Consider the following 14152-nt stretch of genomic DNA (forward strand, 5'->3'; position numbering starts at 1 on the left):
GCGTTCGGGGCGGGGGGCTCGGGGCGGTGTCACAGCAGCCCGACCGCGGTGTCCACCGCGGTCTCCACGCTGCCCTCCGCCGGGTACAGCAGGGACCGGCCGACGACCATCCCCTGCACGGTGGGCAGGCGCAGCGCCTTGCGCCACTTCTCGTAGGCGCCCTCCTGGTCCTTGCCGACCTCGCCGCCGAGGAGCACGGCGGGCAGCGTGGAGGCCTCCAGTGCCTCGGCCATGTCGTCGATGTCGTCGGTGACGGGCAGTTTCAGCCAGGTGTAGGCGGAGGTGCCGCCGAGACCGGAGGCTATGGCGATGGACCGGGTGACGGCCTGGCCGCTCAGGTCGTTGCGCACGCGGCCGTCGACACGGCGGGATATGAACGGTTCGACGAACAGCGGCAGCCGGCGCGCCGCCATGTCGTCCACGGCCCTCGCCGTGGACTCCAGGGTCTTCAGGGAGCCCGGGTCGTCGTAGTCGATGCGCAGCAGCAGCTTGCCCGCGTCGAAGCGGAGCCGTTCGATGTCCTCGGCGCGGTGCCCGGTGAAGCGGTCGTCCATCTCGAAGGACGCGCCCGCGAGGCCGCCGCGGTTCATGGAGCCCATCACGACCTTGTCGTCCAGGACGCCGAGGAGCAGCAGGTCCTCAAGGATGTCCGCGGTGGCCAGCACCCCGTCCACGCCGGGCCGGGACAGCGCGATGCACAGGCGCTCCAGCAGGTCGGCGCGGTTGGCCATGGCCAGGTGGCGATCGCCGACGCCGAGCGCGCCACGGGCCGGGTGGTCGGCGGCCACGATCATGAGGCGGCCGCTGTCGCCGATGAGCGGGCGGCGGACCCGGCGGGCGGCGGCCTCGGCGATGGCCTCCGGGTGCCGGGCGCGCACCGTGGCGAGGTCGGGGATGCTGATGCTCAAGACAGGCTCCGTTCAGGGGTGGCGGCCGTGGGGCCGCGTGCGAGAGGCCTCGAGGCGGCGGTCAGCCGCGGGCGACGAGGTCGGCGACCTCCGACTCGGTCGGCATCGCGGAGGAGCAGGCGAGGCGGGAGGCGACGAGCGCACCGGCCGCGTTGGCGTACCGCATGGTCTTCTCCAGCGGCCAGCCGGCGAGCAGCCCGTGGCACAGGGAGCCGCCGAAGGCGTCCCCGGCGCCGAGTCCGTTGACGACCTCCACCGGCACGGGAGGCACCTCGGCCGTCGTCCCGTCGCGGTGCACGGCGAGCACGCCCTTGGGGCCCTGCTTGACGACCGCGAGCTCCACACCTGCTTCCAGCAGCGCCTCGGCGCAGGCCCGCGGTTCGCGTACGCCGGTGGCGATCTCGCACTCGTCGAGGTTGCCGACGGCCACGGTGGCGTGGCGCAGTGCCTCGCGGTAGTACGGCCGCGCGGTGTCGGGGTCGTGCCAGAACATGGGGCGCCAGTCCAGGTCGAACACCGTGATGCCGGCCTTGTCACGGGCCTTGAGGGCGGCGAGTGTGGCCGAGCGGCTGGGCTCCTCGCTCAGGCCGGTCCCGGTGATCCAGAAGATCCGGGCCGAGCGGATGGCGAAGAAGTCCAGCTCGTCGGTGTGGATCTCCAGGTCGGGGGCCTTGGGGCGGCGGTAGAAGTACAGGGGGAAGTCGTCCGGCGGGAAGATCTCGCAGAACGTGATCGGGGTCGGGTAGGCGTCCACCGGTGTGACGAACCGGTCGTCGACGCCGAACTCCTTCAGCTGCTGGTGCAGATAGGTGCCGAAGGGGTCGTTCCCGGTCCGGGTGATCACCGCCGTGTCGCGGCCGAGACGCGCCGCGGCCACCGCGACGTTCGCCGCCGAGCCGCCGAGGAACTTTCCGAAGCTCTCGACCTGGGGGAGCGGCACACCGGTCTGCAGCGGGTAGAGATCGACCCCGATGCGGCCCATGGTGATGAGATCGAAATGTTCGGCTGGCTCAGGCATGTGCGACGCTCCTCATGCGGGGGTGCGGGCGACCGGGCGCCGGGAAGGTGCGCATCCGGCCCCGGATGCCTCACAGGTGTAGGCCGCGCGAGGAGTTCCTGTCAAGGCTTTGTACTTACATTCGGACCTGCTTCTGAAATGATGTCTTAACAAAGTATTGACAGGTGGGTGCGACAGGGGTTTGTATCCCGTGCCAGCGAAACCGCCGGTTCGCCGGCAGACGACCCGGACGTCCGTCCGGGCCCCGACCGGGGTCCCGAGCGGCGCCGTTCCTCCCCTTCCCCCGGTCGCACAGTGAGGTGCAGGTAAAGATGGACCGCACGTTTCACCCTCGCCGCTCCCACAGAGTCGCCCCAGTCCTCGCGCTGGCCGCCGCCTCCGCGCTGCTCGTCGCCGGCTGCTCCAGCAGCTCGGGCGGGAAGAAGGCGGAGGACGCCGGCTCCAACGTCTCCGCCGGCAAGGCCAGCACTCCTCGTATGACGGTAGCGCTGGTGACCCACCAGGCGCCGGGCGACACCTTCTGGGACATCGTCCGCAAGGGAGCCGAGGCGGCGGCGGCCAAGGACAACATCAAGCTCGTCTACTCCAGCGACCCCAACGCGGGCAACCAGGCCAACCTGGTGCAGAACGCGATCGACCAGAAGGTCGACGGCATCGCGGTCACCCTCGCCAAGCCGGACGCGATGAAGGACGTCATCAGCAAGGCCACCCAGGCGAAGATACCCGTGGTCGGCCTGAACTCCGGTCTGAGCGACTGGAAGAAGCTGGGCCTGATGGAGTTCTTCGGGCAGGACGAGACGGTCGCGGGCGAGGCGTTCGGCAAGCGGCTCAACGAGCTGGGCGCCAAGAACACCGTGTGCGTCATCCAGGAGCAGGGGAACGTCGGCCTCACCCAGCGCTGCGACGGACTGAAGAAGACGTTCACCGGCAAGACGCAGATCCTGTACGTCAACGGCACCGACATGCCGTCCGTGAAGTCGACGATCAGCGCGAAGCTCAAGCAGGACAGCTCCATCGACTACGTGGCCACGCTGGGCGCGCCGTACGCGCTGACCGCGGTGCAGTCGGTCTCCGACGCCGGCAGCAAGGCGAAGGTCGCCACGTTCGACTTGAACAAGGACCTGACCGACGCCATCAAGAAGGGCGACATCCAGTTCGCCGTCGACCAGCAGCCCTACCTGCAGGGCTACCTGGCGATCGACTCCCTGTGGCTCTACAAGAACAACGGCAACTACAGCGGCGGCGGTGAGCAGCCGGTGCTGACCGGCCCGGCCTTCGTCGACAAGTCCAACGTCGACACCATCGCGACGTTCGCCGCCAACGGCACGAGGTGATCCCATGACTCAGCAGGCTGTGCCGGCGGTGACCTCACCGCCGGCCTCCGGCCCCAAGGAACGCGACGGCCGGACCGTACAGCGCTCCCTCGTGGTGCGGCTGCTCGCCCGGCCCGAGGTCGGCGTCTTCCTCGGCGCCGTCGCCGTGTTCGTCTTCTTCTTCGCCATGGCCCCCACGTTCCGCTCGGGCAGCGCCATGGCCACCGTCCTCTACCAGTCGTCCACCATCGGGATCATGGCGCTGCCCGTGGCCCTGCTGATGATCGGCGGCGAGTTCGACCTGTCGGCCGGTGTCTCGGTGATCACCTCGGCGTTGACCGCGGCCATGGTCAGCTTCCAGCTCACGATGAACGTCTGGGTCGGCGTGGTCGTCGCCCTCGTGGTCTCGCTCGCGATCGGCGCGTTCAACGGCTGGATGATGGTGCGCACCGGGCTGCCCAGCTTCCTGGTCACCCTCGGCACCTTCCTCGGCCTGCAGGGCATCAACCTGGCCGTCACCAAGCTCGTCACCGGCAACGTGGCGACCGACGACATCAGCGACATGGACGGCTTCAACCAGGCCAAGGCGGTCTTCTCGTCGAGCTTCACCATCGGCGGCGTCCAGTTCAAGATCACCGTCCTGTGGTGGCTGCTCTTCGCAGCCCTGGCGACCTGGGTGCTGCTGCGCACCAAGTACGGCAACTGGATCTTCGCGGTCGGCGGCAACAAGGACAGCGCACGGGCCGTCGGTGTGCCGGTGAAGTTCACCAAGATCTCGCTGTTCATGCTGGTCGGCTTCGGTGCCTGGTTCGTCGGCATGCACCAGCTGTTCGCCTTCAACACCGTCCAGTCCGGCGAGGGCGTCGGCCAGGAGCTCATCTACATCGCGGCGGCGGTCATCGGCGGTTGCCTGCTCACCGGCGGCTACGGTTCGGCGATCGGTCCCGTCTTCGGTGCCTTCATGTTCGGCATGGTCAGCCAGGGCATCGTCTACGCCGGCTGGAACCCGGACTGGTTCAAGGCCTTCCTCGGCGTGATGCTCCTCGGCGCCACGCTCATCAATCTGTGGGTCCAGAAGTCCGCGACCCGGAGGTGACCACCATGACGACCGCTGACCTCGACCAGAACAACGGCACGGCCACCCCGGCGGACCGGGCACCCATCGTGGAACTGCGCGGCGCCGGCAAGGCGTACGGCAACATCCGGGCCCTGCACGGCGTCGACCTCGCCGTCCACCCCGGCAGGGTCACCTGCGTCCTCGGCGACAACGGCGCCGGCAAGTCCACCCTCATCAAGATCGTCTCCGGGCTGCACCAGCACACCGAGGGCGAGTTCCTCGTCGACGGCGAGCCGGTGCGGTTCACCACCCCGCGTGACGCCCTCGACAAGGGCATCGCCACCGTCTACCAGGACCTCGCGACCGTGCCGCTGATGCCGGTGTGGCGCAACTTCTTCCTCGGCTCCGAGATGACCAAGGGCCCCTGGCCCTTCCGCCGCCTCGACATCGCCCGTATGAAGAAGACCGCGGACGAAGAGCTGCGGAACATGGGCATCGTCCTGGACGACCTCGAGCAGCCCATCGGCACCCTGTCCGGCGGTCAGCGCCAGTGCGTCGCCATCGCCCGCGCCGTCTACTTCGGCGCCCGCGTCCTCATCCTGGACGAGCCCACCGCCGCACTCGGCGTCAAGCAGTCCGGTGTGGTGCTGAAGTACGTCGCAGCCGCCCGCGAACGCGGCCTCGGCGTCATCTTCATCACCCACAACCCGCACCACGCCTACATGGTCGGCGATCACTTCAGCGTGCTGCGCCTGGGCACTCTCGAACTCTCCGCCTCGCGCAGCGAGGTCAGCCTCGAGGAACTCACCAACCACATGGCCGGTGGCGCCGAACTGGCCGCGCTCAAGCACGAGCTGGCGCAGGTCAGCGGCGTCGACGTCGAGGGGCTCCCGGAAGCGGAGGACCTCCAGGCACCTGTGGCGGCATCACCCGAAGGGAACTCCTGACATGACCACTGTCCCCTCCCTGGACCGCATCCGGGTGGGCTCGGCCCCGGACTCCTGGGGCGTCTGGTTCCCCGACGACCCGCAGCAGGTTCCCTGGGAACGCTTTCTGGACGAGGTGGCCGAGGCCGGCTACTCCTGGATCGAGCTCGGCCCCTACGGGTACCTGCCGACCGACCCGGCGCGGCTCACCGACGAGGTGAACAAGCGGAGCCTGAAGGTCTCGGCAGGCACGATCTTCACCTCCCTGCACCGCGGACCGTCCGTGTGGGAGTCCACCTGGGAGCACGTCAGCCAGGTCGCCGCCCTCACCCAGGCCATGGGCGCGAAGCACCTCGTGGTCATCCCCTCCTTCTGGCGGGACGACAAGACCGCCGAGATCCTCGAGCCCTCCGAGCTCACCGCCGAACAGTGGGCGCACCTGACCAAGGGCATGGAGCGCCTCGGCCACGAGGTCAAGGAGACCTACGGCCTCGACATCGTCGTCCACCCGCACGCCGACACCCACATCGACACCGAGGAGCACGTCGAGCGCTTCCTCGACTCCACCGACTCCGACCTCGTCAACCTCTGCCTGGACACCGGTCACTACGCCTACTGCGGCGGCGACAGCGTCAAGCTGATCGAGACCTACGGCGAGCGCATCGGCTATCTGCACCTCAAGCAGGTCGACCCGGAGATCCTCGCCGACGTCGTGAGCAACGGGGTGCCGTTCGGGCCCGCCGTGCAGCGCGGCGTGATGTGCGAGCCCCCGGCCGGCGTGCCCGCGCTGGAGCCGGTCCTGGCCGCAGCGCAGGGCCTGGGCGTCGACCTGTTCGCCATCGTCGAGCAGGACATGTACCCCTGCGAGCCGGACAAGCCGCTGCCCATCGCCGTCCGCACCCGCAAGTTCCTCCGCTCCTGCGGCGCCTGACCCCCGAAGGGACCAGCAACACCATGACTCAGCGTGGAACGCTCGGAGTCGCCGTCATCGGGACGGGCAGGATGGGCGCCGACCATGTGCGCCGCATCGACGAGGTGATCAGCGGAGCGCGGGTGGCCGCCGTCGTGGACGTCGACGCGGAGCGGGCCAAGTCCGTCGCCGCCGGCGTCGAGGGCTGCACCGCCTACACCGAACCGGCCGCCGCGATGGCCGCCGCCGACGTCGACGCCGTACTGATCGCCTCACCCGGCCCCGCCCACGAGGCCGCACTGCTCACCGCCTTCGAGCACGACCTGCCGGTGCTGTGCGAGAAGCCCCTCACCCCGGACGCGGCCTCCGCGCTGCGCATCCTTCAGGCGGAGCAGAAGCTGGGTCACCGGCGCGTCCAGGTCGGCTTCATGCGGCGCTACGACGCCGAGTACATCAAGCTCAAGGCGCTGCTGGACAGCGGCCAGCTGGGCCGGCCGCTGATGCTGCACAACCGGCACCGCAACGCCGGCAGCCCGCCCGGCTTCACCGAGGCGATGCTCATCAACGACTCCGTCGTGCACGAGATGGACGTCACCCGCTGGCTGCTCGGCCAGGAGATCACGGCGGTGACGGTGCTGCGCCCGACCCCGTCGGGCAACGCGCCCGACGGGCTGTCCGACCCGCAGTTCGTCGTCTTCGAGACCGACGGCGGCGCGCTCGTCGACGTCGAGATCTTCGTCAACTGCGGCTTCGGCTACCAGGTGCAGGCCGAGGTGGTCTGCGAGTCGGGTACCGCCCGGATCGGCGACGGGCACGCCATGGTCACCAACATGGCGGGCCGCTGGGGCGGCACCATCGCCCCGGACTTCGTGGAGCGCTTCGCCGAGGCCTACGACCGCGAGGTGCAGGCCTGGGTCGACGCCACCCGGCGCGGCGAGGTCACCGGCCCGAGCGTCTGGGACGGCTACGCGGCGGCAGCGGTCTGCGAGGCGGGCGTGCGCGCGCAGGCGGAGGGGCGCCGCACGGAGGTGCAGCTGATCGAGCGTCCGGCGCTCTACCGCTGAGCGGCGGGCGCCGCGGAATGCCGAGTCGGCGCGTGACCGGTCGGGGCCCGGTCACGCGCCGCTGCGCTGATCCGATCAGTCAGCCGGCCTTGGCGCAGATCGCGTAGACGGAGGCCGTGTAGTGCGGCTCGTAGCCGCCGTTCAGGAACCCGACGGTCCAGCCGACAGGCGTGGTGCCGGAGAGGATCGGGTTGGAGTGCAACTCCGAACCGTACGACTGGGCGGTGGTGCCGGGCAGGTACCAGCCGCCCCCGGTGGCGATCTCCCCGGCCGGGCAGGTGGCGTCGACGTCGACCATGTCCAAGGATCCGACGTCCTTCGACACGGTGACCACGTGCACGCCCGCCAGACCCGGGGCTCCGGCGGGTCCCTGCGGACCTGTCTGTCCGGCCTGTCCGGCCGGACCCTGCGGCCCGGTTTCTCCCTGCTGACCGGCCGGTCCCGCCGGCCCCTGTGCCCCGGTGTCCCCCTTCGGTCCGGCGGGCCCCTGCTCGCCCTTCTGCGCCCAGGTGACGGACCGTTCGTCGGGTCGGCAGGCGGAGCCCTCCTCGGCGAGGCGCAGATGACCGCTCGAGTTCACGCATCCCTGAATCGTGCCGTCCGCAGCGATGTACGACTGCTGCTCGCCGGTGGCCAACGCGAAGCCCGCGGACGTCACCACGAGCACGACGGCGGCGCCGGCGGCGGCTGTAACGGCACGGCGAATGAATGTCACAGGTCCCCCCAGGATCCTCAGCCCATCGGTCGCATCATCCGACCGAAGCTTCACAACTATCGCACCGGAAACACACATTGACGATATGTGGATGTGAGAGCCGACCGATGCCCCGATCCGGGCGAGGTCATGGTGCGACACGCCGAGCGGGCGGAGGCCGGCCGTCCACGCATGACGGCCGCCGTCCCCCGAGGTGCCGAAGGCGGAGGCCGGCCGTCTCGCCTTCGTGGCCCCCTTCCTCGCCGACGCGTAACGTGACGGAGCATGAGGATCCTCATCAGCGCCGACATGGAGGGCGCCACCGGTGTGACCTGGCCGGCCGACGTGTTGCCCGGGACGCCGCAGTGGGAGCGGTGCCGGGCGATGTTCACCTCCGACGTGAACGCCGCCGTGCTCGGCTTCCTCGACGGCGGTGCCGACGACGTGCTGATCAACGAGGCCCACTGGACCATGCGCAATCTGCTCCTCGAACGGTTGGATGAGAGGGCGCAGATGCTCACCGGACGGCACAAGTCGCTGTCCATGGTGGAGGGCGTGCAGTACGGCGACGTGGACGGAGTCGCGTTCGTCGGCTACCACGCGGGGGCGGGGATGGAGGGCGTGCTCGCCCACACCTACCTCGCCAACTCCATCACGGGCGTCTGGCTCAACGACGTCCGCGCCAGCGAGGGCCTGCTGAACGCCCACGTCGTGGCCGAGTACGGCGTGCCCGTCGTCCTCGTCACCGGCGACGACGTGGCCTGCGAGGACGCGCTCGGGTACGCGCCAGAAGCGCTCAAGGTGGCCGTCAAGGACCATGTGTCACGGTACGCGGCGGTGTGCCGCACCCCGGCCAGGACCGCGGCCGACATCCGCGCCGCGGCCAAGGAGGCGGCGTCCCTGGCGGGGCGTCACGAGCCCGAGCAACGGGGGCCGTTCACCATCGCGCTCGAGTTCGACGCCGAGCATCTGGCGATGGCCGCCACCGTCGTACCGGGAGTGGACCGCATCGGCGAGCGGAAGGTGGCGTACACGAGCGCGACCATGTACGAGGGGATCCGGACGTTCAAGGCGGTCACCACGATCGTCTCGGCCGCGGTGGAGGAACAGTATGGCTGACCAGCAGGCACTCGACGAGGTCGTGCGGTTCACGTCCGACCTCATCCGCATCGACACCACCAACCGCGGCGGCGGCGACTGCCGTGAGCGGCCCGCCGCCGAGTACGCGGCCGAGCGTCTGGCCGAGGCCGGCCTGGAGCCCGTGCTCCTGGAGCGCACCCCGGGCCGGACGAACGTCGTCGCACGCATCGAGGGCACCGACCCGTCCGCCGACGCCCTGCTCGTCCACGGCCATCTCGACGTGGTGCCCGCGCAGGCGGCGGACTGGAGCGTGCACCCGTTCTCCGGCGAGGTGCGCGACGGCGTGGTGTGGGGCCGGGGCGCGGTCGACATGAAGAACATGGACGCGATGATCCTCGCCGTCGTACGGCACTGGGCGCGCTCGGGCACCAGGCCCCGGCGCGACCTCGTCATCGCCTTCACCGCCGACGAGGAGGCGAGCGCCGAGGACGGCTCCGGATTCCTCGCGGACCGGCACGCGGACCTCTTCGAGGGATGCACGGAAGGCGTCAGCGAGTCGGGGGCGTTCACCTTCCACGACGGCGACGGACGGCAGATCTACCCGATCGCGGCCGGTGAGCGCGGCACCGGATGGCTGAAGCTGACCGCGCGCGGCCGGGCGGGCCACGGCTCCAAGGTCAACCGCAGCAACGCGGTCACCAGGCTCGCCGCCGCGGTGACCCGCATCGGCGCCCACGAATGGCCGCTCCGGCTCACCCCCACCGTGCGCGCCGCGCTCACCGAACTCGCCGCCCTGTACGGCCTCGAGGCCGACCTCGACGACGTGGACGGCCTGCTGAAGAAGCTGGGCCCCGCCGCCGCGCTCGTCGAGGCGACCGTCCGCAACAGCACCAACCCGACCATGCTGAGCGCCGGTTACAAGATCAACGTGATCCCGGGCGAGGCCGTCGCCCACGTCGACGGACGCTACCTGCCCGGCACCGAGGACGAGTTCCGTGCGACGCTGGACGAACTCACCGGGCCGGACGTGGACTGGGAGTTCCACCACCGGGAGGTCGCCCTCCAGGCGCCCGTGGACTCGCCGACGTTCGCGCGGATGCGGGCCGCCGTCGAGGAGTTCGCGCCCGGGGGGCACGTCGTGCCGTACTGCATGCCGGGCGGCACGGACGCCAAGCAGTTCTCGCGCCTCGGCATCACCGGCTACGGGTTCACGCCGCTGAAGCTCCCCGAGGGCTACGACTACCAGGCGATGTTCCACGGCGTCGACGAACGCGTGCCCGTGGAGGCGCTGCACTTCGGCGTCCGCGTCCTCGACCGGTTTCTGCGCACGGCCTAGGAGGGATGGGGAGATGGTGCGGACCCTGCCGTACGGGGCATGGCCCTCGCCCGTCGACGCGGCGCTCGCCGCCGCGCACGGCGGGCAGCCGGAGGCGGTGGGCTTCGTGGGCGAGGAGGCGTGGTGGACCGAGCCCCGCCCCGCCGAGGGCGGCCGGCGCACCCTGGTCAGGCGCACGGCGGACGGCCGGGAGGTGTCGGTCCTGCCCCCGCCGTGGAACGTGCGCAGCCGGGTCATGGAGTACGGCGGCCGGCCCTGGGCCGGGGCGATGCGCCCGGAGGGGCCGCTGGTGGTGTTCGTGCACTTCGCGGACCAGCGGCTGTACGCCTACGAGCCCACGGCGCCGGACAGCCGACCACGCCCGCTCACCCCGCTGTCGCCGGTGGGCGGCGGACTGCGCTGGGTCGACCCCCGGCTGCACCTGGAACGCGGCGAAGTGTGGTGTGTGCTGGAGGAGTTCACCGGCGACGGGCCCACCGACGTGCGGCGGGTGCCGGCCGCCGTACCGCTGGACGGCTCGGCGGCCGAGGACCGGGACGGCGTCCGCGAACTCACCGACGCGCGCCACCGGTTCGTCACCGGCCCCCGTCTCTCGCCGGACGGGCGCCGCGCGGCCTGGCTCGCCTGGGACCATCCGCGCATGCCCTGGGACGGCACCGAGCTGCTCGTCGCCGAGGTCACCGGTGAGGGGACGCTCCGGGAGCCGCGTACGGTCGCCGGCGGCCCCGAGGAGTCCATCGCCCAGGCCGAGTGGGCACCCGACGGCTCCCTGCTGTACGTGAGCGACCGCACCGGCTGGTGGAACCTGTACCGGGACGGCACGCCGCTGTGCCCCCGCGAGGAGGAGTTCGGCGGGCCGCTGTGGAAGGTCGGACTGCAGTGGTTCGCGCCCCTGGACGACGGGACCGTCGCCGTGGTGCACGGCAGGGGAGCGGGCCGGCTCGGGATCCTCGACCCGGTCGGCGGCGAGGTCGTCGACGTGGCCGGACCCTGGACCGAGTTCGCCGCCACGCTCGCCGTGCACGGCAGCCGCGTCGTCGCCGTCGGCGCCGGCCCGCGCACCGCGTACGAGGTCGTCGAACTGGACGCCGCCACCGGCCACGCCCGCGTGATCGGCGCCGCGCACGAGGACCCCGTCGACCCCGCCTTCTACCCCGAGCCCCGGATCCGCACCTTCACCGGACCCGGAGGCCGCGAGGTCCACGCGCACATCCATCCGCCGCGCCACCCCGAGTACGCCGCGCCCGAGGGCGCACCGCCGCCGTACGTCGTCTGGGCGCACGGCGGGCCGACCAGCCGCGCCCCCCTCGTCCTCGATCTGGAGATCGCCTACTTCACCTCGCGCGGCATCGGCGTCGCCGAGGTGAACTACGGAGGCTCCACCGGCTACGGACGCGCGTACCGCGACCGGCTGCGCGGACAGTGGGGCGTCGTCGACGTCGAGGACTGCGCGGCCGTCGCGCTCGCCCTCGCCGACGAGGGCACCGCCGACCGCGACCGGCTCGCCGTGCGCGGCGGCAGCGCCGGCGGCTGGACGGCGGCCGCGTCCCTGACGTCGACCGACGTGTACGCCTGCGGCACGATCGTCTACCCGGTCCTGGATCTGGCGAGCTGGGGCTCCGGGGGGACCCACGACTTCGAGTCGCAGTACCTTGAGACGCTGGTGGGGGCGTATGCCGAGGTGCCCGGGCGGTACTTCGAGCGGTCGCCCGTGGAGCACGCCGACCGGATCACCGTCCCCTTCCTGCTGCTGCAGGGGCTCGAGGACCCGATCTGCCCGCCCGCGCAGTGCGAGCGGTTCCTGGCCCGGCTCCAGGGGCGGCGTATCCCGCACGCCTACCTCGCCTTCGAGGGCGAGGGGCACGGCTTTCGGCGGGCTGAGACCATGGTGCGTGCCCTGGAGGCCGAGCTGTCCCTGTACGCGCAGGTCTTCGGGCTGAACCCGCCCGGCATCCCCACCCTGGAGCTCACCGAGTGACCCACCTGATCAGGCCGCCCAGACTCGCCCCCGGCGCCCGCGTGGCCGTCGTCGCGCCCAGCGGGCCCGTGATCGAGGAGCGGCTCGCCGCCGGTCTCGACATCCTGCGCGGCTGGGACCTGGACCCGGTCGTGGCTCCCCACGTGCTCGACCGGCACCCCGAGTTCCCCTACCTCGCGGGCACGGACGCCGACCGCGCCGCCGACTTCCAGGCCGCCTGGTGCGACCCGGAGGTGTCCGCGGTGCTGTGCGCCCGCGGCGGGTACGGGGCGCAGCGCATGATGGACCTGCTCGACTGGGAGGCGCTGCGCGCCGCCGGGCCGAAGGTGCTGGTCGGCTTCAGCGACATCACCGCGCTGCACGAGGCGTTCGCGGCCCGCCTCGGCCTGGTCACGCTGCACGGGCCGATGGTGGCGGCCGCCGACTTCCTCAAGAACACGCGCACGCAGGACCATCTGCGGGCCACCCTCTTCGAGCCGGAGTCCGTGACGACCATCACCTCCTCCGGCACCGCGCTCGTGCCCGGCCGCGCCCGGGGCGTCACCTCCGGCGGATGCCTGGCCCTGATCGCGGCCGAACTGGGCACGCCACACGCCCGCTCCGGCGAGACGGGCGGGCTGCTGCTGCTCGAGGACATCGGCGAGGATGCCTACCGCGTCGACCGGCTCCTCACCCAGCTCCTGCGCTCGGGCCGGCTCGAGGGGGTCACGGGGATCGCGCTCGGCTCCTGGGAGGAGTGCGGCCCGTACGAGCTGTTGCGCGCCGTCCTCACCGACCGGCTCGGCGGGCTCGGGATACCGGTCGTGGAGCGGTTCGGGTTCGGCCACGGCGAGGGCGCCCTGACGATGCCGCTCGGCGTGGCCGCGGAACTGGACGCGGACACCGGGACGCTCACACTGGAGGTCCCGGCGCTGGCGTGACGGGAACGCACGCCTCGGGTCACCCGTCCGCTCCACCCGCCGGGCGGCGCCGCGCCGTGCCGTCCATCCTGGGCCCATGAACCCGAAGACCCACCGCGAAGCCACGACGAGCGGCGGGACACGCCGGGGGCGGCAGGGACTCACGCCGCGCACGGTCGCCGTCCTGGTGCTGGCCGCGCTCGTGCTGGTCTTCGTCTTCGAGAACACCCAGCGCACCCGGATCCGGCTGTTCGTGCCGCTGGTGACGATGCCGCTGTGGCTGGCGCTGCTCGGTACGGGGGTGATCGGGGCACTGTGCGGCGCGCTTCTCGTCAGCCGACGCCGGTGACGGCGGATCACGTACGGTGTCGCCGTGTCCGACACCCGTGAATACCTCGCCGAGAGCCCCCGCGTGGGCATACGCCCCTTCACCCGCGACGACGCGGCCGAGTTCACCGCCCGGGCGCGGGAGAGCAGGGAACTGCACCACCCCTGGTTGTTCCCGCCGACCACCCCCGAGGCGTACGCCGCCTACGCGGGGCGGCTGATCGACGACCCGACGAGGGCGGGGTTCCTGGTGTGCGAGAGGGAGACCGGGGCCATCGCCGGGTACATCAACATCAACAACATCGTCCGGGGCGGCTTCCAGAGCGGGGCGCTCGGCTACGGCGCCTTCGCGCACGCCGCCGGGCGCGGGCTGATGACGGAGGCGCTGAACCTCGTGGTGCGGTACGCGTTCGGGCCGCTGGGGCTGCACCGGCTGGAGATCAACGCACAGCCCCGCAACACCGGATCGATCGGCCTGGCCCGACGCTGTGGCTTCCGCCTGGAGGGCTTCTCACCCGACATGATCTTCGTCGACGGGGCCTGGCGGGACCACGAGCGCTGGGCCATCACCGCCGAGATGGTCCGCACGTGAGCGGTGCCCGAGCGGTGACGGCTCCCGTGCGGCCCCTGTGCGGCCGCCCT

General features: G+C 71.4%; 14 protein-coding genes. 11 read left to right on the forward strand and 3 right to left on the reverse strand.

The window, feature by feature from the left end:
• Positions 1–29: 29 nt before the first annotated feature.
• Together N8I84_RS32275 and iolC are read right to left on the reverse strand one after the other, a co-directional pair.
• Complete coding sequence (locus N8I84_RS32275; RefSeq protein WP_263232930.1) at positions 30–908, reverse strand: Cgl0159 family (beta/alpha)8-fold protein; 879 nt, start codon at positions 906–908, stop codon at positions 30–32.
• A 61-nt stretch (positions 909–969) separates the two neighbouring features.
• Entirely contained in the window at positions 970–1926 is a 957-nt protein-coding gene (gene iolC / locus N8I84_RS32280) for a 5-dehydro-2-deoxygluconokinase (protein WP_263232931.1), read from the reverse strand.
• A 311-nt stretch (positions 1927–2237) separates the two neighbouring features.
• On the opposite strand from iolC, the gene N8I84_RS32285 reads away from it, so the two are divergent.
• From N8I84_RS32285 to N8I84_RS32305, 5 genes are read left to right on the forward strand one after another with little or no spacing between them, the layout of a single operon-like run.
• Positions 2238–3260: a sugar ABC transporter substrate-binding protein gene (locus N8I84_RS32285; RefSeq protein ID WP_263232932.1), complete on the forward strand. Its 1023-nt coding sequence runs from the start codon at positions 2238–2240 to the stop codon at positions 3258–3260.
• Positions 3261–3264: 4 nt separating this feature from the next.
• Positions 3265–4335 carry an ABC transporter permease gene (locus tag N8I84_RS32290; RefSeq protein WP_263232933.1) on the forward strand — a complete coding sequence of 357 codons (1071 nt, stop codon included), beginning with the start codon at positions 3265–3267 and terminating at the stop codon, positions 4333–4335.
• A 5-nt stretch (positions 4336–4340) separates the two neighbouring features.
• Complete coding sequence (locus N8I84_RS32295) at positions 4341–5243, forward strand: ATP-binding cassette domain-containing protein (protein WP_263232934.1); 903 nt, start codon at positions 4341–4343, stop codon at positions 5241–5243.
• A gap of 1 nt (position 5244) precedes the next feature.
• Positions 5245–6153: a sugar phosphate isomerase/epimerase family protein gene (locus N8I84_RS32300; protein WP_263232935.1), complete on the forward strand. Its 909-nt coding sequence runs from the start codon at positions 5245–5247 to the stop codon at positions 6151–6153.
• Between the two features lie 23 nt (positions 6154–6176).
• Entirely contained in the window at positions 6177–7196 is a 1020-nt protein-coding gene (locus N8I84_RS32305; RefSeq protein WP_263232937.1) for a Gfo/Idh/MocA family protein, read from the forward strand.
• Between the two features lie 79 nt (positions 7197–7275).
• On the opposite strand, the gene N8I84_RS32310 is transcribed toward N8I84_RS32305, so the two are convergent.
• Positions 7276–7911, reverse strand: a complete 636-nt coding sequence (locus N8I84_RS32310) for a collagen-like protein (protein WP_263232939.1) — start codon at positions 7909–7911, stop codon at positions 7276–7278.
• 264 nt (positions 7912–8175) lie between these two features.
• Here N8I84_RS32310 and N8I84_RS32315 point away from each other — a divergent pair, with 264 nt between their 5' ends.
• The 6 genes from N8I84_RS32315 (at position 8176) to N8I84_RS32340 (ending at position 14102) form a co-directional block, all read left to right on the forward strand.
• A complete protein-coding gene (locus tag N8I84_RS32315) occupies positions 8176–9009 on the forward strand; it encodes a M55 family metallopeptidase (protein WP_263232940.1) in 834 nt (277 codons plus the stop codon).
• Positions 9002–10306, forward strand: a complete 1305-nt coding sequence (locus tag N8I84_RS32320; RefSeq protein ID WP_263232942.1) for a M20/M25/M40 family metallo-hydrolase — start codon at positions 9002–9004, stop codon at positions 10304–10306. Before N8I84_RS32315 ends, N8I84_RS32320 begins: the two co-directional genes overlap by 8 nt.
• Before the next feature lie 13 nt (positions 10307–10319).
• Entirely contained in the window at positions 10320–12284 is a 1965-nt protein-coding gene (locus tag N8I84_RS32325) for a prolyl oligopeptidase family serine peptidase (RefSeq protein ID WP_263232943.1), read from the forward strand.
• Positions 12281–13204 carry a S66 peptidase family protein gene (locus N8I84_RS32330; protein WP_263232944.1) on the forward strand — a complete coding sequence of 308 codons (924 nt, stop codon included), beginning with the start codon at positions 12281–12283 and terminating at the stop codon, positions 13202–13204. Before N8I84_RS32325 ends, N8I84_RS32330 begins: the two co-directional genes overlap by 4 nt.
• Positions 13205–13280: 76 nt before the next feature.
• Positions 13281–13532, forward strand: a complete 252-nt coding sequence (locus N8I84_RS32335) for a LapA family protein (RefSeq protein WP_263232945.1) — start codon at positions 13281–13283, stop codon at positions 13530–13532.
• Positions 13533–13556: 24 nt separating this feature from the next.
• Complete coding sequence (locus tag N8I84_RS32340; protein ID WP_263232946.1) at positions 13557–14102, forward strand: GNAT family N-acetyltransferase; 546 nt, start codon at positions 13557–13559, stop codon at positions 14100–14102.
• Positions 14103–14152 lie beyond the last annotated feature (50 nt).

Origin of the sequence: Streptomyces cynarae (genome assembly GCF_025642135.1) — a bacterium.
GTDB lineage: Bacteria > Actinomycetota > Actinomycetes > Streptomycetales > Streptomycetaceae > Streptomyces > Streptomyces cynarae.